Here is a 23,364-nt window from a genome sequence, read left to right on the forward strand (position 1 = left end):
TATTTCATATCCATTGTGCTATCCATTGACCTGTTTTAGTAAAAGCACCAATAAATCAATAATAAAATATTAATTTGTTAAATTTTCAACGCCAACATTGTAAATGCTAAACTTTTTTAATTATTTTAGAAACTTAATTAACTTCTTAACGATTTAAATAAAAAAATGRCATCCATGAGCAATCCCGAAATATCGGCACCCAAAAAATCGGCAATAAATCCTATTCTTATTATAGGGGCCTTGTTCTTCATTTTCGGTTTTGTAACCTGGTTAAATTCGGTATTGATACCCTATTTAAAAATAGCCTGTCAACTTAATAATTTTGAAGCTTACCTGGTAACCAGTGCATTTTATATAGCCTACCTGTTAATGGCCAAACCATCGGCATGGGTGCTTAAACTATTTGGCTTTAAAAACGGTATGGCAGTTGGTTTGGTAGTAATAGCACTTGGCGCGCTTATATTTATCCCGGCTGCAACCACCCGCATTTACGCCGTTTTCTTAATCGGCCTGTTTGTTCAGGGTACGGGCCTGGCTATTTTACAGTCGGCATCCAATCCCTACATCACCATTATTGGCCCGCCCGAGGGTGCCGCCAAACGCATGAGCATAATGGGCATTTTTAACAAATGTGCAGGTGTACTGGCACCAATAGCACTGGGCGCACTGGTGTTAAACAATATTGATAGCTTTAGTGCAAACCTGCTAAAACTTAGCCCGGCAGAAAAAATAGTACAGCTAAACGAGCTGGCATCAAGGGTAATATTACCTTATATCATTATAGTTGTTGTGCTGGCAGTTTTAGCCGTACTGATATTTTTCTCGGGCCTGCCCGAAATTGACACCGAGCATGAAGACGAAGCTGTTGCAGCGGCCAACTCGGGTAAAAACAGTATATTCCAGTTCCCGCATTTAATACTGGGGGTAATTGCTTTATTTTTTTACGTAGGTGCCGAAGTAATTGCCGGCGATTCTATCATCGGTTATGGTACGGCCAATCATATCCCGCTGTCGGTAGCTAAATACTTTGCGTCGGGTACCCTTATATGTATGGTTATAGGCTACTGCGCAGGCATTGTTTTTATACCCCGTTACATCAGCCAGCAAAAAGCCTTGGTTTACTCGGCTGTACTGGGTGCGGTGTTAACCATCATAGCATTGGTTACCCCCAAATATATTTCCATTGGCTGTATTGCACTATTAGGCCTGGCCAACGCTTTAATGTGGCCTGCCATATGGCCTTTAGCATTATCGGGACTGGGGCGGTTTACCAAAATAGGCTCGTCGTTATTGGTAATGGGTATTGCCGGAGCCGCTGTTTTCCCGCCGTTATATGGTTTACTGGTTGATAAATTAAGCGCACAGGAAGCCTATATGATGTTGATCCCTATCTACCTTTTCATCTTCTATTTTGCAACCATCGGTTATAAAAAAGGTAAACATGTGATAGCGGTATAAAATACGATCACAAAAGCAACAGGATCAAAAAACTTCGTTGCTCATTTTAAAACACCGGTATAAAAAGCTTTATATAAAGTCTGCTTATACTGGTGTTTTTATTTACGATATTGATTATTAACTTCAGCAGAAATATAATCCTTATCCGATGAAACCTAAATTGCTTCCTTTAATAGCCGCGTTTATTTGCCTTACACATTCCCTGTTTGCACAGGACTTTAGGACCACCTTCAGAGAACTTACCGGCAAAGGCGACACTACGGCAACACTAAAATTATTGCATACCTGGCAAAAAGCTAAACCGAATGACCCGGAAATGTACGTGGCCTTTTATAACTACTATGCCCTTGAAGGTTTAAAGGAGGTACTGAGTTTGCAAAAAGAACAACCCGGTGGCAAAAGTTTTCAATTAACCGACAGCGCGGGCAAAGTTGCCGGATACCTGGGCAGTCGGCCTGGGCTTAATATCAATTATTTAAACCAGGGCTTTAAATATATCGATTCGGCAATAGCTAAATTCCCCACACGGCTTGATATGCGCTTTGGTAAAGTTTATGTACTTGGCCGGATGGAAGATTATGAAAAGTTCAGCAGGGAAATTATTAAAACTATTGAATATGGCCAACGCATTAACTTTAAATGGCTGTGGACGGACAACAAACCATTGGATGACCCAGAAAAATTCATGCTTGGCTCAGTACAAGATTATGCTATCCAGCTTTTTAATGCGGGCGACCAATATACCGGCTATATGGGAGATATTGCGCAAACAATTTTAAAATACAAACCCGATCATGTAGAAAGCTTATCCAATTTATCTATAAGTTATATGATAAAAAAGGATTATCCGCATGCTGTTGAACAACTTTTGAAAGCCGAAAAACTTGCACCACATGATTATATTGTATTAAATAACATAGCCTATTGCTATGAGCTTCAGGGCGACAAACCTAATGCTATAAACTACTACAAGCTTGTAAAACAATACGGCAATGATGAAGCAAAAGTGGCAGCCGATAAAAAAATACAAGTATTGCAAAAGCAATAAACTACTGTTAAGTTAATAGTACCAAGTCTTAAGTCAAAAGCCCAATTTATTCTTTTTTGACTTAGAACTTAAAACTTTCGACTTAGGACTATGCATCATTGTATGATAAACATAGCACTACCACTATTTAGACCAGAAACTAGCGGAAAACTGCCCTTAATATCCTTCATTTACAAACGGTTAAGCGTTAAAAGATAATACACTTTTAGGCTGCCTCGCAGAGGCTACCTGTTTGTAGAAAACCTTTTTTGCTCCTTAGGAGCTACCTTTCTTCAGGATCAACTTTTAGAGGCGATTTCCTTGCCAGAAACTATTTAGCCGGACATAACATCAGCGATATTGATTATATTGCTACCTTATTAGTTTTAACCTTATCCGATGAAATTACGATTGAATTACTGGCAACTGATCGCCCTTTTTTCACCATTCATATTAGTTATCGGCTGTACATTTATACCTAACCACATCCGGGCAAAATATTACATCAATACCGAACTGATGTGCCTGTTATTGTGTATCGTTTTTCTGTTAGCCATCAGCTACCAAACCTACCTGGTAATTTCGTTCAACAAAAAAATAAAGGGCACCATATGGATAATTGTTAATAATGTGCCGCCGGCATTGCTCATATTGGTTTGCGTATTTGGCTTTGCACTTTTAGTGAAGGATGATTTTACCGGTAAAAACTCGCCTGACGGCCCAACCAGCGGGTCAAATTTCTGGCTGGCCAAAATGCTTGTAGGCATTCTTTTCATTCATGAGCTCATTACTTTCTTTTTAATAAATAATCTTTATGTATCCGCTAAAATAGAAAAGGTGAAAGATAGCCTCCTCCGCCAAAAGTTATCCGACGATTTTTGGGAGCCCATGAAAAAACTATTGATAATATCGATCCTTGGCTCAGCGGGCAGTTTTGTTTTGGCAATAGTTGCCGTGATTATTAAAAGCAGATTTTTGAAGAATTAGGTAAGTATCTAAACCGGATATGCTTATCCAAACAACCGCTAATTAAATGAATAAGGTGGGGCACAAGCGTAGAAATCGATTTCAAACTTATTCATTTACAAATGTTTAACATTTAAAAGATAAACATTTCTAACCTGCCTCGTAGAGGCTACCTGTTTGTAGAAAACGAATAGTTAACCCTTTTTTGCTCCTTCGGAGCTACATTTCTTCAGGATCAACTTTGAAGAGGCGATTTCCTTGCCAGAAACTATTTAGCCGGACATAACATCAGCGATATTGATTATATTGCTGATGTTATCGATTTTAACCTTATCCGATGAAATTACGATTGAATTACTGGCAACTGATTTTATTATTTGCACCGTTTTGGGCAGTGGTATTTTCAAGCCTGCTGCCACTTTATTTACGGGAAAAATACCATTTAGATTTAAAAGCTTTTAGCGCGATAATAGCAATCGACTTATTCCTCGCAGTTGGTTACCAGGCTTGCTTGGTTGTCCTTTTCAATATCAGGATAAAGGGCAGTAAATGGATGATAGTACATACCGTTATTCCGGTAGTATTTGCAGCAGTTTGCGTAATGGCTGCCGTCGCCTTTATGGTACACGGTTCCGAAAATCATAAACTACTCAGCGGGCCGGTACAAAGGTCAAAGGCCAGTTCAACATCGGGCATATTATCTATTTTTATGCCGCATATGCTTATTACCTTTTTTGTGGTAAATAACCTGTATGTATCCAAAAAAATAGCAAAGATCAAGAATATATCATTGCGCGAAAGCCTGTCAAAAGAGTTTGGTGAGCCTTTAAAAAAAATCTTTATAGTATCGCTATTAACGATAGCCGGAAGTCTTTTCTTTGCTGTAGTTCTCGGGGTTATTCGGGCAAGGTATTTTAGCAGTTAAGAGAGTCATCCGTCGCAAACAATCTAATTTTATAACTCAACAGGGCATCGATATTGATTATATTACAACCGAATTAACTTAAAACTTATCCATGAAAATACGACTGAATTACTGGCAGTTGATATTGTTGTTTTTGCCGGCAGTTGTAGGCTTTGCTATTTCTGACTTACTGCCGACCACACAGGGTAGCTTCCGCATTGTAAATTTTTTATTAAACCTAAATATTTGCCTGGCTGTCTGCTACCAGGCTTATTTGGTCATTAATTTTAACAATTAGTAGGCCGAACAGATCGGAGTGGCTTAATTTTAATGCTTATATACCCGTTGTTTTCAACTTAGGCTATTTAGTAGATATTTTTTACTTCACCTTTATAAAACCATATCACACCAATCTAAATATAGCACCAGGTAAAAGAATCCACTACAACCAAACCTCCACAATACTTATTCTGATTTTTTTATTGCATACAGCAATTACATACTTTATTATAAATAATCTGTATGTATCAACTCAAATAAAAAAGTTGTTGAATCCAGATGAACAGAAAAAATTAAGGTTAACATTCCTTAATCCTATAAGACAACTTGTGAAGATGTCTTTAATTGTGATAGCAGGTTGCATTATTATATCTGTAATTTTTGATATAATTAGGTTTGTTTAATTATTGAATATTGTTAATTCCGGCATAGGCTGCTAACCGTGTCTGAACCGGAATTTATCGAATTAAAGAATTTTTAAAATTTCAAAACCCCTCGCGGCTAAATTCTGCCCATTCAAAAAATTCGTTTAATTCAGGTTCAGACACCATTTCTCCATCAAAATAAAAAAGCAGAAACAACCTAAATTGTCCCTGCTTTCTCAAAAATCCGAAATCGAAATTCCGAATTCAAAAATTATATATGTATCGCTCTATTCTCCGTAGCCGCCAAACAAGCCTCGCGCATAGCTTCTGTATAAGTTGGGTGAGCATGGCTGATGCGGGCGATATCCTCTGCCGATGCACGGAACTCCATGGCCACTACAGCCTCGGCAATCATATCTGCCGCACGGGGGCCAATCATGTGTACGCCTAAAATTTCGTCGGTAGTGGCATCGGCCAGTACTTTAACAAAACCGTCCAAATCGCCGCTGGCACGTGCACGGCCGCTGGCTTTAAAGGGGAACGATCCTGTTTTATATTTTACACCGGCTGCTTTCAGCTGCTCCTCAGTTTGGCCAACGGCTGCAACCTCGGGCCAGGTATATACCACACCGGGAATCAGGTTATAATCAATGTGTGGTTTCTGACCGGCAATAATTTCGGCAACCAAAGTACCTTCATCTTCGGCTTTATGGGCAAGCATGGCTCCTTTAATTACATCGCCAATAGCGTAAACACCTTTAACGCTGGTTTCCAGGTGATCGTTCACGGTAATTTTGCGGCCGCGTTCTTCAACGGTGATGCCAATTTTATCCAAACCTAAACCATCGGTATAAGCTACGCGACCAACGGCCACCAGGCAATAATCGCCTTTTAACTCTTGTTTCTCGCCTTTTGGTGTATCAAAAGTAACAGTCACTTCTTTACCTTTTACGGTAGCGCCGGTTACTTTATGGCCCAGGTAAAATTCCATACCCAGTTTGGTCAAAACTTTTTGCAACTCGCGGCCAAGGGCTTTGTCCATAGTTGGGATAATCCCATCCATAAATTCAATTACAGATACTTTTGCGCCTAAACGGGCATATACCGAACCCAGTTCCAGGCCAATAACGCCGCCGCCAATCAACACCAGGTGCTTAGGCACTTCGGTAAGCGATAAAGCCTCGGTTGAGGTAATGATGCGTTTTTTATCGATCTGTAAAAATGGCAATGCCGATGGTTTTGAACCTGTGGCAATAATTACATTTTTACCGGTTATCTCGGTTTCGGTACCATCGGCCTTTTTAACGGTGATGGTGTTTTTATCTTTAAATGATCCTACACCGTAGTGGGTGTCAATCTTGTTTTTCTTCATCAGGTAGCTAATGCCGCTGGTATTGGCATTTACCACTTCCTGCTTGCGTTTTACCATCTGGCCAAAATCGATACCCAAATTTTCCAGCTTAATACCATGAGTGGTAAAAGTGTGGGCAGCGTTATGGTAGTGTTCGGATGAATCAAGCAGGGCCTTGGATGGGATACAGCCCACATTAAGGCATGTACCGCCAAGGGTACTATATTTTTCGACGATAGCGGTTTTTAAACCCAACTGGGCGCAACGTATAGCGGCTACATAGCCACCTGGGCCCGAACCGATAACGATAACATCATATTGCATAGTATTTTGTTTTATAGGACGGCAAAGTTAGTGGGAATTATTGAATTACTGAATTATTGAATTAGTGAATTGGTGAGTTAGTTGGTAAATTAGAGAGTGTGTATCTGAAGAAAATAAAGCAGAGGCCTGTGCGATTCCTTCCTTGGGGAAGGAGGAGGTAGGGGTTAAATCAGGCGTTCAAGCCGCTTTGCAACTCATCGCCCGTATAAACCCCTCCCTGCCTTTGCGCTCATTTCAACCGCGCCCCTCCCATGGGGAGGGAATAAAAAAATGTCCTTACGTTTCAAAATCCGCCATACTTATCCACCCAAACTTTTATCAACGCAACCCTATCCTTAATAAACTTCGGCCCAAAAAACGAGTTCGACCAATCATCAAAATGTTCATACTGAAACCCGAGGTAAAAAATCCAGAAGCCAACGCCAAGGTAAGGGATAGCTTTGAGTTCATCGTCGCTAATGGCTCTTGTTTCACGGTATGCAGCCACAAAAACGGCAAACATGCGGCCGGCTTCTTCGTCCGTTAACATGCCTGTATACACGTGCATAAAAAAATGGACGAAAAACGACATCAGGTCGTTAACAAGCAACCCTTTGCCCGCAAAGTCGAAATCGAAAAATGTTAAATTACCGGCATCATCAAAATGAAAGTTCTTGGGCAAAAAATCGTACTGGCAATAGCCATAGCTAAAGTTAGCGGTATTCAACAAGCTTAGCTTTTGCGCTACCCTACCCGCCAGGTCTCTTAAATAAGCATACTCATCAGGCAGATCCTTAAAAGCAGGTTCAAAACTTTTTATAGGATTGATAAGCGTAGTTTCAATACTATATTCCCTGCGGGGATGGCTAAGGCGGACCACCGACGTGATGTTATGCACCTTGGCCATCTGCCGGCCAACGGTTTTTAACTGCCCGTCGTTTAAATCCATAACCGGGGCTCCTTCGGCGTACGAGAACAGGATACCGTAGCGGACACCTTCGGGCGCGTCGAATTGTTGCAGCTGGCTGCCATCGATAGCGGTTATAGGGTAAGCTACATTTGCGCCGCCATTTTTCAACAAGTTAAGCAGTTCCACCTCTGCTTGTATTTCATCGTGCGAGCGGTGTTGTTCGCGGTAGATCTTCAGTACATATTTGGCATCAATTGCCTCGATGATATAGGTGTCGCTTACCCCGCGCAATAAAAACCTGCAATTAATTAACCGCAGGCCATAGGCAGCCCCGATATAATTTTTTAATGCAATGGCAGATAACGTGGAATATTGTACCGGAAAATGTGCCATAGTTTTAAAAATTGAAAAGGGCTGCAATGATACGAAAATGAATAAAATCGGGACTAAGTTTTATCCTATTTTAGCTAACATTGGCTATTTATTAGCTGCTTTATGTAACAGTGTTGTATTAAATTATTTGTTAGCAATTATGTTACTAAATTAGGCTGTTATTTTGACTGACTGCACCATCATTATTAAATTTTATTCATTGTAAGATGAAGTTATTTGCCTTGCCGTTATTGCTGATAGCAGCACAAGTTTCCTTTGCCCAAATCAAAGTAACGAAGCTGGATAAGAAAGATATTCCCGCCACCATTAAATATATGGGCCATATCGTCAACGCTGTTAAATATACCGACAGTGATGGGCAACACCTGGTGATCACCACAGAAACCGGCATCACCGAAGCAAAAAAAAGCGAATCGGGCGATGGCAGGGATGCCGCGTTGTATGCCTATTGTTATAACATGGGCACAAACAACAACCTTAAACTAAGCTGGCAAACCTATGATTTTATAAAGGATTGCTCAGTTGACCTGGAAGCCAACTACGTACCCAACACTTTTGCAGTTACTGATTTAAATAACGACGGAAAGGCCGAAGTATGGCTGATGTATACTACGGCCTGTACCGGCGATGTTAGTCCGCCCGATATGAAGATCATTATGCACGAAGGGCTTAAAAAATATGCCGTGCGGGGAACAAAAAGAGTAAAGATATCTGACAAGGACTTTGAGGGTGGTAAATTTACCTATGATGAAGCTTTTAAAGCCGGCCCGGAAGCGTTCATACGGTATGCAGTGGATTTGTGGAAGAAGAATTCAATGCAGGTTTGGCAATAATATATGAGTTTGAAAAATTGAAGATTAATAAAAGTGAGGAATTGTGCCAGCCACACCCCTACCAAGGGCTACTGTGTGTACACATCTTTTGGAAACAAAAGAAAATGTCATTTCGAACGAGGTACGAGGAGAAATCTTATACGACATGCATTCAACCATGCAAATTTGCAAGCATGTCGCAGAAGATTTCTCCTCACGCCAACACTCAAAGCCCTCCCCAGTTCGTTCGAAATGACATTTTTTTTATTATTGGTACGTTTCCAAAAGATGTGTACACACAGTAGCTCCCAAGGGAGGGAACTAAAAAAACCCGATGTTTTCGGGCGCTAAATACCTGAAAAGCATAGATTATGCCGAACATTACAACAACACATGAATATAAAACAACTATACCGCACCGCCCTGCTCCTGTTAACAGCAGGGATATTTTCATTGCCGGCCCATGCCCAGCTTCTGCAGGAAAAAGAAGCTTTTACCCATGCCGATAGCCTGCGCGGTAATTTAACCGCACCGCGAACATGCTACGATATCAATTACTACCACCTGGATGTTAAATTTGATATCGACCATAAAACTATCAGCGGCAGCAACCTGTTTAAGTTTACCGCCACGCAGGATTTTACATTGCTGCAGTTTGATTTGTTTGCTAATCTTAGTGTAGATAAAGTAGTTTACAAAGGCAAAACACTGCCCTTTAAACGCGATGCCAATGCCGTGTTTGTAACTTTTCCAAAAACCGTTATCAAAGGCAGTAAAGACCAGTTCACCGTTTATTACTCGGGCAAACCAACCATTGCTATAAACGCGCCATGGGATGGCGGCGTTGTTTACAAACAGGATTCACTTAAAAAACCATGGGTGGCTACCGCCTGCGAGGGTGTGGGTGCCAGCATCTGGTGGCCCAATAAAGATCATTTAAGCGATGAGGTTGATAGCATGCTCATCAGCATCAGCGTACCAAAAGGACTAAAAGATGTATCTAACGGTCGGCTGCGCAAGGTTACGCCGTTAAAAGACGGCTACACTAAATTCGACTGGTTTGTGGCCAACCCAATAAACAACTATGATGTGGTAGCCAATATTGGCGATTACGTACATTTTGGCGATACCTATATGGGCGAAAAAGGCAAACTTACTATGGATTACTGGGTGCTGCCCACCAGTTTGGAGAAGGCTAAAAAACACTTTAGTGCCAATGCAAGGCCTATGCTTAAAGCTTTTGAACACTGGTTTGGCCCCTACCCTTTTTATGAGGACGGCTACAAACTGGTAGAAACCCCGCACCTGGGCATGGAGCACCAGAGCGCTACGGCCTATGGCAACCATTTTTTAAATGGTTACCTGGGCTACGATATGTCGGGCACGGGCTGGGGACTTAAATGGGATTACATCATTATCCACGAAAGCGGCCACGAGTGGTTTGGTAACAACATTACCGGGAAAGACCTGGGCGATATGTGGATCCATGAAAGCTTTACCTGCTATTCCGAATCGTTGTTCATTGAAGATAACTGGGGTAAAAAAGCCGGGCAGGATTACAACTTCGGCCTAAGAGAAGGCATTAACAACGACAGCCCTGTTGTTGGCCCGTATAACGTAAACAAGGAGGGCTCGGGCGATATGTACCCCAAAGGTGCGGTAGTGCTTAATATGGTGCGCACCATCGTTAACGACGATGAAAAATGGCGCGCTATCCTGCGCGGCCTCAACAAAACTTTTTACCACCAAACCGTTACCTACAACCAGGTTGTAAATTACATTACAGAACAATCGGGCAAAAACCTATTACCGGTATTTGACCAGTACCTGCGCTATAAAGATCTGCCCATCCTGGAGTTTGCAACCGTAAGGGGTAAATTCAGCGCCAGGTGGATAGCCAGCGTAAAAGATTTTACCATGCCGGTGTTAGTCCGCGCAAAAGGTGGCGAGTATAGGTTTATTACCCCAACTACACGGTTTACACCGGTTGACATCGACGGGGTAAATAAGGATAATATTGAAGTGGATAAGTTGAATTTTTATATAGGGGTGTTGGTTGATTAGTGAGTGGTTGATTGGGTTGGATTGAGTTAAACCCGTTGTCATTTCGAACGAACCAGCGGTGGAATTGTGCTGGCGGGGTGAGGAGAAATGACAACTTTTTAACAATAAATATAAATGGTCCTGTAGCGGGCTTATGGCTTCACAAATAATACGACATATGCAAAATAAGAACATGATTAAATACGCACTCGGCCTTTTGATGGCTGGTGCAAGCTTTTTGCCGGCAAAGGCACAATTGGGCACAGTTAAAGAAAAGTTTACCAGGGCCGATACTTTACGCGGATCGTTAACTACGCCGCTGCGTACTTGCTACGATATCAATTATTATCACCTGGATGTGAAGTTTGATGTCGATAAAAAATTCATCAGCGGCAATGTGCTGTTTAAGTTTACCGCGGTAAGTGATTTTGATAAGCTGCAATTTGACCTTTGGAATAACCTGAAGATTGAAAAAGTGGTTTACAAAGGGCAGGAGTTAAAATATACCCGCGAGTTTAACGCCGTATTTTTAACCTTCCCCAAAAACATCAGCAAGGGCAGTAAGGACGAGTTTACGGTTTACTACTCGGGCAACCCAACTATTGCCAAACGCGCACCATGGGATGGCGGTGTGGAGTATAACACCGACTCGTTAGGCCATGCCTGGGTATCAACTGCCTGCCAGGGCATGGGGGCCAGCGTATGGTGGCCAACTAAAGATCAGCAGGAGGATGAGGTTGATAGCGCACTCATCAGCATCAGCGTACCCAAGGGTTTAAAAGATGTATCAAACGGCCGCTTACGCAAAGTTACCGACCTGAAAGACGGCTATACCCGTTTCGATTGGTTTGTGGCCAACCCCATCAACAACTATGATATTGAAGCCAACATTGGCGATTATACCCATTATGAAGGCATTTACAACGGCGAAAAAGGTAAATTAACCATGGATTTTTGGCCGCTAAGCTATAACCTTGATAAAGCCAAAGCACAATGGGGGCTTGATGCACCACGCATGCTCAAAGCATTTGAACATTGGTTTGGCCCCTACCCTTTTTACGAGGACGGCTATAAACTGGTAGAAAGCCATCACCTGGGTATGGAGCACCAAAGCGGCACAGCTTACGGCAATCACTATAAAAACGGCTACCTGGGCCGCGATCTTTCGGGTACAGGCTGGGGGTTAAAATGGGATTTCATCGTAATACATGAAAGCGGGCACGAATGGTTTGGTAACAACATTACATCTAAAGACCTGGCCGATATGTGGATCCACGAAAGTTTCACCAACTACTCCGAATCGTTATTTGTGGAAACCTTTTACGGCAAGCAAGCCGGCCAGGAATATGTACACGGCACCCGCATGGCTATCGCGAATGACAGGCCCATTGTTGGCGCTTACGGTGTAAACAAAGAAGGCTCGGGTGATATGTACTACAAAGGCGGCAACATGCTCAACATGATTCGCACTATTATTAATGACGATGAAAAATGGCGCAATATCCTGCGTGGCCTCAATAAAACTTTTTACCACCAAACTGTTACCTACAACCAGGTGGTTGATTACATCAGCAAACAGGCGGGCATGAACCTGGCACCGGTATTTGACCAGTACCTGCACTACAAAACCATCCCCATCCTCGAGGTCATGTTCCGTGAAGGCAAAGCCTATGCCCGCTGGACCAGCACCGATGCAAAAGACTTTGCCATGCCCGTTAAAGTGCGCGTAAAAGGCGGCGATTACAAATTTATTACGCCAACCAAACAATTCAAACCTATTGAGTTAGAAGGCGCCACTAAGGATAACATTGAAGTTGACACATTTAATTATTATATTGGGGTGTTGGTGGAGTAGATGTTAGTGAGTGGTTGATTAGGTTAGATTGGGTTGATTAAGTTGAATGAAGGTAGGTTGGGCGTTAGTTCTAACCATTCACCTAATCAACCCAATCAACCACTCACCTCAATTTTATTTTCCCTCTCCATGCAACCTCGCCAAATAACTTGCGTCATATAGCTACATAAGAGATAATTAAGATGAAAACATTAAGCAAAATATTACTGATTGCTGCTTTGATAACAGGTACTGCAGGCTATACAATTGCAAAAACAAATACCCCAACCGACGAGGTTACCCAAAACACAGAAGACCGCCACTTATCTGGTTTCACCTCGGTAAGCGTTGCCGGCTCGTTTGATGTGGTTATTACCCAGGGATCAACAGAATCTGTTAAGGTACAGGCTCCATCTGATGTTATCAGCCGCATTATTACCGAAGTGGAAGGTAACACCCTTAAAATTTACACCAAAAGCGATAACGACTGGCACTGGTTTGATGGCGGCCACAAAAAGATCATGATCTACGTTACGATTAAAGAAGTAAACGGTGTATCACTTTCAGGTTCGGGCGATGTATCATTCAGGGAAGGTTTGCGTGCAGGCTCTTTTAAACTGAAACTAACCGGATCTGGCGATGTAAGCGGCAAGCTTTGGGTTAAAAGCCTGGATGTGAACCTGGCAGGATCGGGCGATATCAAACTAAGCGGCACGGCCGATAATTCAAACATCAGCGTAGCCGGTTCAGGCGATTATACCGCAAGGGATTTAACAACCAATACCGCATCGGTACGTGTTGCAGGATCAGGCGATGCCAGGGTGAACGTAAGCCAAAAACTGGATGCATCAGTAGTAGGCTCGGGCGATGTATACTATACCGGCAGTGTAAAAAGTGTCAGCAGCTCTAAGATAGGAAGCGGCGATGTGAGCAGGATGTAAGGGCCTCACCCAACCCTCTCCAAAGGAGAGGGCTTTTTGATTTGCATGGAGAACTAAAAGAAAAAGCGATGAATTGAACTCATCGCTTTTTCTATTTTCAATATTGTTTTTTCCTCCCTCTCCTTTGGAGAGGGCCGGGGTGAGGCTTTAAAACCTCGTATAAAAAGCCAACTGCGCTACGTGGTTAATCGTGTAGGCTTCGGCTTGTTTAATGTATTGGTTAAGGTAGCCGGTTTCCACATCAATCATTTTATTGATACGGTATCCAACGGCTACATAGGCGCGGTTTTGGTCGAAAAAGTGCTTGTTTACTTTGTTTTTGTTTTGGATGTTTACAAATACTTCGTTCTGTAAGGCTACAAAGGGTCCTTGCGCGAAAACAGCCGAATCCTTTTTCAAAGGCACAATAGCCCGTGCAAAATATCTGAAGCGTTGTGCAAAATAATGATCGCTCTTGGTAGCGGCAGTGTTACCCAAAAAGCGCTGCTCCAAACGGAAACGGTGCGCCAGGTTTACATTTTTGCTCAGTTTATGGGTATAAGTATATTGCTGCCAAATGCGGTGTTCGGGGCGAAAGGTCTGGTCGCCGGCAGTGGTGCGGCCATAGGTGGCTATGTATGCATAACCCAAAGCGCCAACCTTGTTCTTGGCAAAGTAATAATTGGCCGATGGGCGCAGCAAAATATGCTTCAGGTAACTCAGCTCGTCATGTGAGCGTAGTTGGCCGTCGAACGAGTAACCCCAATTTTCGGATAGTTTTTGCGAGTGGAACACTGCTGCCCAACCCGAAAACTGGTTATCCTGCGCAAACAAACGGGCAGGTATAATTAACAATAAAGCGGCAAAAACTAATAACTTTTTCTTCAACTGCATAGATGTATATATTTTATAATAAAAAAAATTCAACCACTCACCTAATCAACCCAATCAACCACTCACTAATCTTTTATCCTGATCAATGTTTTGCGGCCCAAATCAACGGTGATCCTGAAAGCCTCCTGGTTACTCATCCTGAAACCCGGTGTTTGGTGAAAGCTTAAAATAAACTGACCTTTTACCCGGTTATATAAAAATGGTGTCCAGATGATATCCATCCGGTTATATGTTTTCTTCTCAAACCACGAATCGCCATAGGTAATTTCATGTCCCTGGCCTTTGTAAAATTCATCAAATAAGGCAAACTTGTGGTAGCTCAAATAAACATTGGCCACAAATCCTGCCGGCTTATGAAATCCGTCTATACCTCGCACCCGCTCTAATGACATCATACCCCCGGCTTCAACTGATAACGAATCTAAAAAGGTTTTATGACTAAAGTCTAACCCTAATCTTATTTGCCCGGCACCGTTATCCCTAATATTATCATTAGGAACGGCAATTTCGGCACCGGCATCATGCATCAGCATAAAGTAATGAGATACATAAAACGGCCCTTTAACCGATGGCTTGTACTTACCCGAAAATCCAAATAAAAACTGCTCCCTGTCGGTTTGGGTTTGGCGGCTTACCCAGTCAATCCAGCCGGTTTCGGTAAAATGTTCGTTATGCACCCGTGCCAGCAAGCCCTCAATATTAGGGCGATAGTAGCGCAGTGTATCGTTCAAAATAGCACGGGGATAATCGTCAAGCAAACCTTCGCGGGGGAAAGCACCGGCATAAAACAGCCAGCTTTTACCGGTAAAATTATAGTAGGCTACGGGGTTCACCTTTAAAAAGTAGGGTTTGGCGCCAAACTCGTGAATGCCATTGGCCCCAAAAACAAAATGGTTTAGGCTATCAATGTTCCAGCCTAAATCAAGCTCGGTACGCATGCCGCTATAGGTACGCGAACGTGGAATAAAAGCCTTGTATTCCCTATTATCCAAAAAGCCAAGGGCATTAAAATGAATATCAATGGTTTGTTCCTGGGCCAGGGCAGCTGTTGTAGTAATTATAGTGAAGATGGCGAATATGTAAATCTTTTTAATCATATCTTTTGATGTTGTAAATCAAGCGGTATTTAGCTAACGTAACATAAGGCGCAAAGGTATAATAAAAGCCTAAACACCTAAAACTACACCATCACCATTAAGTAATTTGATAAAATAATACACCAAATCTTCATACTTTAGCCGCGCTATAAATTACCTAAAAACAGCTCACATGCGTAAACCGATAGAAATTGTACTGAAGCCCCGCCTCATGGTACTTAATGCCATTAAAGACCTTAGCCCCGGGCAATTGAACCTGGTGCCCCAGGGATTTAACAACAACATTATCTGGAACGTAGCGCACATGATATCGGCACAACAGGGTATTTGTTATACCCGCGCCGGGTTGCCAATTGTTACCGCCGATAAATTTTATACCCCCTACCGCCCCGATACCAAACCAGTCGACTTTGTGGGTGCCGAAGATATAACTACCATCAAAGAGCTTTTCGTATCCACCATTGAACAACTGGAAACCGATCTGGATAACGGCATCTTTGGCAATTATGGTGCGTTCACCACCCGATATGGTGTCGAGCTTGATTCGATAGATACGGCGGTGGCATTTTTGCCTTTTCATGAGGGTTTGCATGCCGGCTATATCATGTCGCTGAAGAAGTTTATGCCGAAGGGGTAAAATAAAGGTATTCGGATTTATTTTTAATCCGGATACTCTTTATCGTAAAACACTGTTTTATTGCCGGCATCCTGTTTCTTCATCTTCCAGATAAAACCATCCAGTACATAGTGGGTAGATTGGGGTAAGGCCAGCAGGGGCACGATGAGCGCCAGCAACAAATCGCTGTTGATGGTGGGCAGGGTGGCAAAGGGTTTAAAAACCGAAGCATGTTCTTTCCACACCAGGCCATCCCACAGGCCTTCTTCAAAATAGGCAAACAGGATGAGCAGGCCCACAAAAGACAGTACACCATACCGGCTGAAGGTAATTTTAAGGAAAGTTGTTTTGGGCTTAGTCTCGCCGGTAAATTTCTTTTGCTCGTAAATCCATACCAGGGCCATGTAGGGAATGCCGTGAGAAACTACGTTGAGGGTGGTAAAAGCCATATCGCCGTTATAGTAAATGATGCCGAAATACCACGACAAAAAAGTGCCAAAAACCAATACATTTTTAGCAATATTAAACTGTTTGGTGATATTAAAAACCCAAATTTCTTTAACAAAATACAACAAGATGGTAAGCAGGTAAATCACCTTGCAAACCACCAGTATATAGTCAAAATGGAACAGCACAAAATCGCCATCGACAAACCAGTTGAAGTTTTTTTTGTAGCCGGTAAAATGCCAGTACAATAAGGGGTAAATGGTCGCGATGTAAATGGCCGCGTTATCAATATACCTGCACACCCAACCCTGCTTTTCATGGCGCGAGTAGATGCGCATAAAACCGTACTGTTGCCTGATGAAATGGAACACCGCCAGGTAGGCCAGTGCCCGCCAAAAATAAATGCCGCCTCCAACGTACAGCATCACCCCGCCTATGTAGCAAAACAGGGGGATGGCCAATAGTAAATGCCGCTGCTGCTTAAAAGATACCGGGTTAAAATAAGTACGGTAAAGCGTGCTGTACACATGGGCTACATCTATCATCACAATAAGTACCACCCAATATTGCACCGGCATCAGGCCCGAGTTTTTAAACTGCGCCGGGAACAGCGCCACAATAAGCAAAGCAATAAACGGAGGCGACAGGATAAAAATGCCATCCACAAGGCGGCTTCTTATCCAGGGCTGTTCCTGGTTATTATGCTGTAGTATGCTCATGTGCTAAAACCTGTTGTGCTGCCTTGATGCCCTGGTGAAATGCCTCCTCAAAAATAGATACCCCGCTCAGGTCGGTATGCGCAAAAAATACCTGGTTGTTGATGGGTAGGCGCCCCTGTTGCCTGTTATCGCCCCAGATATAATTGACCGATGGGCTGATCATGCCGTGGCCCCACAGCCAAAACTCTACCTGTTCAATATACTCCGTTATGCCGGGGTGCATTTGTTCCATTTCGGGTACCACAATATCCATCCATTGCTCATAGGTGCGGGTGTATGCTGCAAGCCGCGCAATGCGGGGTTCTTTATCGCAAAGGGGCAAATAATAGGTAAGCACCTTTTGCTGTTCTACCAGTTTAATATCCTGCTGGTTGGCGTTTACATACCCTACCGATGCCGTGTTGTAGGCTACATTATCCCAGCACAGCACCATGCCTTTGGCTGCCGAGGGCAATTTATTAACCGTAATATTGGCAATAAGCCATGGCGAATAATGCAGCTTACTCACGTCAAACCCTGGCCTGGCAGTATTTTTTAACAGCTTTTGGTTAACATACTGCGGCGATGCCATGATCACCTTATCTGCATAAATAACTGCGGATGTATTTTTTTTGAGGTCGAGCACCTTTACCGCAACCTTACCGCCTGCCATTATCTGAACATCATAAGCCAGGCGCCCTGTTTTTATATGGTCTTTTACGGTTTCGCGCAGGCGTTTCATAAGCCAGCCGTTACCCTCGGGCCAGGTAATTACCGCGTTTGGATCGGCGTTGGATGCTGTGCCTTTGCGGGCCGAAAAATAGTGCAGCCCCGCCCAGGCGCTTACGTTTTGGGCCGGTGTGCCATAATCGTCCTTACAGCAATAGTTTAAATACCAGAGCAGGTAAGGCGAATTGAAGCCGTTATCTTTCAAATATTCGTTAAACGATATCCTGTCCAGCTTCCGGTAGGCGTCATCGGTCGAACTATTGTCCAAAGGGATATCAAAGGCATACTTACCATCGTTGCCTTTTGCGTTTTTCAGCTGGGTAACCAGGGCAAAAAAGCGGATGATCTGTTTGCGGTCATTATCAGTCACACCAAAATCGGGTACTATCCCCTCCTGCCAGTGGCCGTTTATCAGCAGCCGTTCTTCAGGGTCAAAGCACAGGTAAAACTCGTTGTAAAAGGGCAGTCCTTTTTCGTCAAAATGGGTAATTACCTGGTGCTCTTGCAAAAAGTCAACCAGCAGCTTATCTCCGTTATTTACAATGGGGATATAATGCGCACCCAAGGGATACGCCGATACTTCATTCGTTCCGAAGTAAGCATTACCGCCAACATGATCTTCCAGCTCCAGTAACTTAAAATCTGTTTCGCCCTGCTTTAACAGCCACCTTGCGGCTGATAGGCCCGAAATACCGCTGCCGATAATCAATGTTTTAACCGTTTGCTGTGTGGTGGGTGCCGGCATAGGTAGTTTATCACGCAGGGCATGGCCGGCTTTGGCATTGGGGCCGGCCAATTTGCCTTTTATATGGGCGTACTCCGGTTTGCCACCGCTTAGCCTGCGGATGCAGCCATTAAGTAATATGGCCCCGGTAACCAAACCCGCCTGTAAAATAAACCCGCGGCGACTGGTCGGCTTCATCCCGCTGCTGCGGCTATAAAACGGTCGACCACTCATCCTCAAAATATTTTACCAGTATCTGGTTGTTCAGTTTGTTAACCTGCGCCGGTACCCTGGCCATATCCGCCGGAAAATATAACATCTGCTCCAAACAGGCTTTCGATATAAAACGCAGGCCCGGCAAATAATGGTCGGGCACTTTGTATGCAGGCTTGGTCATGGCCATAATATAGCCCCACTCGCCAAACGAGGGCACATAGTTATGGTAAGGCACAGTATGCAGCCCAACTGATTGCAGGGTTTTCTCCACCGTCCAATATGATTTTGGCGCTACATAGGGCGATGTGGATTGTATTACCATAATGCCATCGGGATTAAGCAAATGCTTTACAATGGCATAAAAAGTATTGGTATATAGTTTACCAACCGAGTAATTGGACGGATCGGGAAAATCAATAATAATGGCATCGTAGGTTTTGTGCTGCGCCCTGGCCCATGAAAAGGCGTCGGCATTCATTACGGTTACTTTAGGCGATAATAACGACCGGCGGTTCAGCTTGAGCAACATATCATTGGTACGGAACAGTTTGGTCATTTCCTTATCCAAATCAACCAGGGTAACGGTTTCAATCTGCGGATATTTTAAAATTTCGCGTACGGCCAGTCCGTCGCCGCCTCCCATCACCAAAATATTTTTGGCATCGGGCAGGGCCTGTAATACAGGGTGAATCAATGCCTCGTGATAGCGGTACTCATCAACCGAACTAAATTGCAGGTTGCCGTTTAAAAACAAGCGCAGGTCGCGGCCTTTTTTGGTGATGATGATACGCTGGTATGGCGTACTTTTCGAAAAAATAATGGTATCGCTATACGTTAAACTTTCCGAGAAACTGGTAATGGTATTGGCATACACAAAACCAACCAACAAGGCCAGCATACTGATGATGGATGCGCTTTGCAAATATCTGGCCCCCTTAATTTCGTGCCTGAAATTGATACAGGTTATTAAAGCCACCAGTACATTCAGCATACCAAACATGTAGGCCGTGCGCACCAAACCCAGGTACGGGATAAGCAACAGCGGGAATACCAGCGAGGCTATTAAAGCGCCGATATAATCAAACGTAAATACTTTTGATACCAGGTCTTTAAACTCAAACCGGTCCTGCAAAATGCGCATCAGCAAAGGGATCTCTAAACCGACAAGGATCCCGGTAAACGATATCAGCCCGTATAAAATAATGCGGAACGAGCTTACGCTTTCAAACACCAGGAACAGGATAGATGAGCTTGTACCGCCCACCAGGCCAACCAGTATTTCGATACGGATAAACCAGGCCAGCAGGTTTTTATCAAAGTATTTTGATACCCAGGAGCCCAGCCCCATCGAGAACAGGTAAACGCCGATAATGGTAGAAAACTGGGTAACCGAATCGCCCAGCAGGTAGCTGGCCAGCGTGCCTGCTATCAACTCATAAATAAGCCCGCAGGTAGCAATAATAAAAACCGATACGAGTAAAAGAACGGGAAGTTTTTTGTTCATGACTGTTATTTATGATAAAACCTAACCCCGTAACCCGAGTGCGCTACGGTGCCATTATAGCTGGCATTGCGCTGCACATCGTTACTTTGCCAAAAGGCCAGGCCATCAAAAGCGGCGTATGAATAATAGCCTACAATGGCCGCCACAATGGCTATGTATATTGCATTTGATTTTATGATTCCCGTTTTCATTATTCGTCATCTTTTTGATAGGGTGAAAAATCGCTGTTCATCCAGCGGTTTGTTTCAAATTTGCGCATCCGGTACCAGCAGTATAAAGGATAAAGGCAAAGCAGGAACAAGGTAACCAATACATTGCGCCAAAGTGTAACACTTTCGGTAACCTTAATAAACAGCGATGAAACATACCTTGTGCCGGCATAAGGATAAATGTTGATATGGTATTTACCGGCAGGAATTTCTGACAAAAGCACCGTTTGTGTATATGACCCTTCCGACCAGCTTTCGCCATCCTCATATCCATGATAGTACTCAATATCTTTTGATATGCTCCAGGTTTGGTTGTCCTTTTCGCTTACCAACTCAACCGTTGCCGATAACCAGTTGTTATCAACCTCCGAGTTCAACTCAAACTCTAAAGGTACAGGCCCATCAGGTATTGTAAATGTGGGTGTTTTAAAAGGCTTAAACTCATAATTGCCGTTAGCATCAGGAGCGAAGGCGTTTAAGGAATCAACCGGCGCAGTTGCCGCAGAATTTTTTAAAGAATCAAGCGCGGTTCTTACATGCTTTGATGTATCCTGTACAGGGGGCGGCATGGCCAATGCATAAGTATCAGATAGTAATACCTTTTCGGGCCTTAGCCAGATAACAGAAAGTTGCACCAGCAGGAACACTAATGCCGCAATACCGCTTATTTTATAAGCAGCCAGCCACATGGCTTTGTGTTTTGATGGCTGGTTTGCACCGATGCCAATTTTTTCGGGAAAGCTTTCAACGGGTATATTAAAAGCCGCCGCTATTTCCGCCTCTTCCAGGTATTCGCCCAGGTACCAATCGGTAACATACTTTTTGATGTTTTCCTCGCTGGTGAGCATATAAGGCGGATCTATGAACTCTTTAGCCCTTAATTTTTCAGCGGATATATCCCAGTCGAATTCACCTATCATGGCCGTTATAACCGGGCTGTAAGCGTTATATTTAAGATAGGTATTACCTTCATATTCGGCCTCGTTGCCATAAATGCAATTTACACTTGCCAAATCGGGGTAAAAATTGGCGCCGGCTATCAGGCTCCAGTGGCCATCATACTCCGATAAAAAGGCATAGCCTTTGGCGTAGTTGTATAGCATGTATTCGCGCCACTCGTACCTGGTTGCCCCCTCCTTCTTTTCCATGTAAGCAATCAGTTTGTACTCCACACCTTTTAATGTACCTGTAGTGCCTAAAGGCATAACAGGCTTAAATTTTAAAACGTGAATTTTCTCCTCAACATAAGGCCTGCCTGCATCATTAAAAAGCAGGTAAGACCGGCATTGAGAACAAACTACAGCTTCGCAGCCCATCTGATCATAAAGCGTAATACTGTGCTGGCAACCAGGGCAGGTTATTTCGCTCGAAAAAGGGAATGCTTTGGGGTTTAGTGTAGCTGCCATATTACCTTTTTACTTCGTTTTGCCGTATCTCCACGCCTTCAAAAAAAGCGATAACACCCTGGTAAATAGCGCGTGCCTTATCGTCGTTTTCTTTTTGATAGTTGGATAAAAACACATCAAAAGTGGCCATACCATACTCGGGCCAGGTATGGATAGACATATGCGACTCGGTTAAGCATACTACAGCGGTAAATCCACCGCCATCAAAATCGTGGTAAACTTCGCCAACTTTGGCTAACTGATAGGTATCGATGAGCTGATCAAACAACTGCCTGCAGGCCGCACTTGATTGTAACAGGTTAGGTTTATCGGTACTGAATTCAGATAATAAATGTAATCCGGGTTTATAAGGCATCAAGGTTATTCATTTTCGGGAATAAATATATAAAATTTATTTGACGGGAACGGGGTAGGTTTTTAATTGGTGAGGGGGATAAAAGTAAGTCGATGGCACCCTGGCATTGCTGCGCCCGATAGGGTTTGGATAATGGTAAAATTTCACAAATGGCAATCATAGTGAGCCCATGCAAACCCCGGCGGGTAAGGCCTCCTGCAATGCTATTAAGTTAAGAGAAGCAGAAGTGAAAAATAATATCGAACACCGAAGTTTTCCCTTCATTATTCGGTGTTCGATATTAAATCGACCTTAATTCGTTATCTCTTTGCGCGAAAAGATTTCTTATCGCCTTTATTTTACAGCTTCGGCAATGGCCTCAAAGTTTGGCAGGTCTGTAGCTACTTCCAACACTTCGGCGTAAATGATATTTTGCTCTTCGTCGATAACAAATGCGGCACGTTTTGAAACACCTTTCAGGCCCATCACAAAATCGGCATAAATGGCTTCGTAAGCGGTAGATACTTCCTTGTTAAAGTCTGACAACAAATCAAACTGGTAACCATTTTCTTCTTTAAACTTAGCCAGCGAAAAAGGCGAATCAACAGAGATGCCCAGTATGGTAGCGTTTAACCCATCATAATAGCCAAAGCTATCGCGCATGGTGCACAATTGCGTGGTACAAACGCCGGTGAATGCCAAAGGAAAAAAATGTAATACCACTTTACGGCCCTTAAAATCGGCCAGTGATACGGTTTTTAATGCTGATGATACTAATGTAAATTGTGGTGCCGCCTGGCCTGGTTGTAATGACATAATGGGATTTGTTTTATACTGCAAATGAATGATAATTAAACTATAATCAGCATAATTGAAAGGTAAAAATATTAGTCTATTTTAATATTATCTACCATTGCAAACACTC

General features: G+C 43.2%; 21 protein-coding genes. 10 read left to right on the top strand and 11 right to left on the bottom strand.

All coding sequences use genetic code 11. The features are described from left to right. The first annotated feature begins 174 nt into the window (after positions 1–174). The 5 genes from AC1DU2_RS04390 (at position 175) to AC1DU2_RS04410 (ending at position 4,653) form a co-directional block, all read left to right on the top strand. Entirely contained in the window at positions 175–1,458 is a 1,284-nt protein-coding gene (locus AC1DU2_RS04390) for a sugar MFS transporter (protein ID WP_477361157.1), read from the top strand. 148 nt (positions 1,459–1,606) lie between these two features. After that, positions 1,607–2,506: a hypothetical protein gene (locus AC1DU2_RS04395; protein ID WP_477382977.1), complete on the top strand. Its 900-nt coding sequence runs from the start codon at positions 1,607–1,609 to the stop codon at positions 2,504–2,506. A 378-nt stretch (positions 2,507–2,884) separates the two neighbouring features. Further along, the gene (locus AC1DU2_RS04400; protein WP_477382979.1) at positions 2,885–3,472 is read left to right on the top strand and encodes a hypothetical protein; all 588 of its coding nucleotides are present in this window, start codon (positions 2,885–2,887) and stop codon (positions 3,470–3,472) included. Between the two features lie 316 nt (positions 3,473–3,788). Further along, on the top strand, positions 3,789–4,376 hold the full coding sequence (locus AC1DU2_RS04405) for a hypothetical protein (protein ID WP_477382981.1): 588 nt from the start codon (positions 3,789–3,791) through the stop codon (positions 4,374–4,376). 91 nt (positions 4,377–4,467) lie between these two features. Beyond that, positions 4,468–4,653 (top strand): hypothetical protein, encoded by a 186-nt coding sequence (locus AC1DU2_RS04410; protein WP_477382983.1) that lies wholly within the window; start codon positions 4,468–4,470, stop codon positions 4,651–4,653. Between the two features lie 617 nt (positions 4,654–5,270). Here the strand turns inward: AC1DU2_RS04410 and lpdA are convergent. Beyond that, the gene (lpdA, locus tag AC1DU2_RS04415; protein WP_477382985.1) at positions 5,271–6,674 is read right to left on the bottom strand and encodes a dihydrolipoyl dehydrogenase; all 1,404 of its coding nucleotides are present in this window, start codon (positions 6,672–6,674) and stop codon (positions 5,271–5,273) included. Positions 6,675–6,957: 283 nt separating this feature from the next. After that, on the bottom strand, positions 6,958–7,956 hold the full coding sequence (locus AC1DU2_RS04420; protein WP_477382988.1) for a phosphotransferase enzyme family protein: 999 nt from the start codon (positions 7,954–7,956) through the stop codon (positions 6,958–6,960). Positions 7,957–8,162: 206 nt separating this feature from the next. Here AC1DU2_RS04420 and AC1DU2_RS04425 point away from each other — a divergent pair, with 206 nt between their 5' ends. The 4 genes from AC1DU2_RS04425 (at position 8,163) to AC1DU2_RS04440 (ending at position 13,586) form a co-directional block, all read left to right on the top strand. Further along, a complete protein-coding gene (locus tag AC1DU2_RS04425) occupies positions 8,163–8,789 on the top strand; it encodes a M949_RS01915 family surface polysaccharide biosynthesis protein (protein WP_477382990.1) in 627 nt (208 codons plus the stop codon). A gap of 372 nt (positions 8,790–9,161) precedes the next feature. Next, positions 9,162–10,832, top strand: coding sequence for a M1 family metallopeptidase (locus AC1DU2_RS04430; RefSeq protein WP_477382992.1), 1,671 nt, complete (start codon positions 9,162–9,164; stop codon positions 10,830–10,832). 157 nt (positions 10,833–10,989) lie between these two features. Continuing rightward, on the top strand, positions 10,990–12,666 hold the full coding sequence (locus AC1DU2_RS04435; RefSeq protein ID WP_477382993.1) for a M1 family metallopeptidase: 1,677 nt from the start codon (positions 10,990–10,992) through the stop codon (positions 12,664–12,666). Between the two features lie 182 nt (positions 12,667–12,848). Next, on the top strand, positions 12,849–13,586 hold the full coding sequence (locus AC1DU2_RS04440) for a head GIN domain-containing protein (RefSeq protein ID WP_477382994.1): 738 nt from the start codon (positions 12,849–12,851) through the stop codon (positions 13,584–13,586). Positions 13,587–13,733: 147 nt separating this feature from the next. Here AC1DU2_RS04440 and AC1DU2_RS04445 read toward each other — a convergent pair whose 3' ends face one another. Together AC1DU2_RS04445 and AC1DU2_RS04450 are read right to left on the bottom strand one after the other, a co-directional pair. After that, positions 13,734–14,459 carry a DUF2490 domain-containing protein gene (locus AC1DU2_RS04445; RefSeq protein WP_477382995.1) on the bottom strand — a complete coding sequence of 242 codons (726 nt, stop codon included), beginning with the start codon at positions 14,457–14,459 and terminating at the stop codon, positions 13,734–13,736. A gap of 65 nt (positions 14,460–14,524) precedes the next feature. Next, on the bottom strand, positions 14,525–15,556 hold the full coding sequence (locus AC1DU2_RS04450) for a hypothetical protein (RefSeq protein ID WP_477382996.1): 1,032 nt from the start codon (positions 15,554–15,556) through the stop codon (positions 14,525–14,527). Between the two features lie 172 nt (positions 15,557–15,728). Here AC1DU2_RS04450 and AC1DU2_RS04455 point away from each other — a divergent pair, with 172 nt between their 5' ends. Continuing rightward, on the top strand, positions 15,729–16,193 hold the full coding sequence (locus tag AC1DU2_RS04455; protein WP_477382997.1) for a DinB family protein: 465 nt from the start codon (positions 15,729–15,731) through the stop codon (positions 16,191–16,193). A 23-nt stretch (positions 16,194–16,216) separates the two neighbouring features. Here the strand turns inward: AC1DU2_RS04455 and AC1DU2_RS04460 are convergent, their stop codons facing one another. The 7 genes from AC1DU2_RS04460 to AC1DU2_RS04490 all read right to left on the bottom strand — a co-directional run bounded on the left by AC1DU2_RS04460 (position 16,217) and on the right by AC1DU2_RS04490 (position 23,255). Then, positions 16,217–17,338 carry a hypothetical protein gene (locus AC1DU2_RS04460; protein ID WP_477382998.1) on the bottom strand — a complete coding sequence of 374 codons (1,122 nt, stop codon included), beginning with the start codon at positions 17,336–17,338 and terminating at the stop codon, positions 16,217–16,219. Next, positions 17,319–18,968: an FAD-dependent oxidoreductase gene (locus tag AC1DU2_RS04465; RefSeq protein WP_477382999.1), complete on the bottom strand. Its 1,650-nt coding sequence runs from the start codon at positions 18,966–18,968 to the stop codon at positions 17,319–17,321. The genes AC1DU2_RS04460 and AC1DU2_RS04465 overlap by 20 nt, the downstream gene beginning before the upstream one ends. A 13-nt stretch (positions 18,969–18,981) precedes the next feature. Further along, entirely contained in the window at positions 18,982–20,490 is a 1,509-nt protein-coding gene (locus tag AC1DU2_RS04470; RefSeq protein ID WP_477361122.1) for a polyamine aminopropyltransferase, read from the bottom strand. A gap of 5 nt (positions 20,491–20,495) precedes the next feature. Next, positions 20,496–20,681, bottom strand: coding sequence for a hypothetical protein (locus tag AC1DU2_RS04475; protein ID WP_147053179.1), 186 nt, complete (start codon positions 20,679–20,681; stop codon positions 20,496–20,498). Then, on the bottom strand, positions 20,681–22,105 hold the full coding sequence (locus tag AC1DU2_RS04480) for a DUF4178 domain-containing protein (protein WP_477383000.1): 1,425 nt from the start codon (positions 22,103–22,105) through the stop codon (positions 20,681–20,683). The genes AC1DU2_RS04475 and AC1DU2_RS04480 overlap by 1 nt, the downstream gene beginning before the upstream one ends. A 1-nt stretch (position 22,106) precedes the next feature. After that, positions 22,107–22,460, bottom strand: coding sequence for an S-adenosylmethionine decarboxylase family protein (locus AC1DU2_RS04485; RefSeq protein ID WP_477383001.1), 354 nt, complete (start codon positions 22,458–22,460; stop codon positions 22,107–22,109). Between the two features lie 333 nt (positions 22,461–22,793). After that, on the bottom strand, positions 22,794–23,255 hold the full coding sequence (locus AC1DU2_RS04490; protein WP_477361116.1) for a redoxin domain-containing protein: 462 nt from the start codon (positions 23,253–23,255) through the stop codon (positions 22,794–22,796). Between the last annotated feature and the right edge of the window lie 109 nt (positions 23,256–23,364).

The organism is Mucilaginibacter sp. P4_C11, from assembly GCF_056402115.1.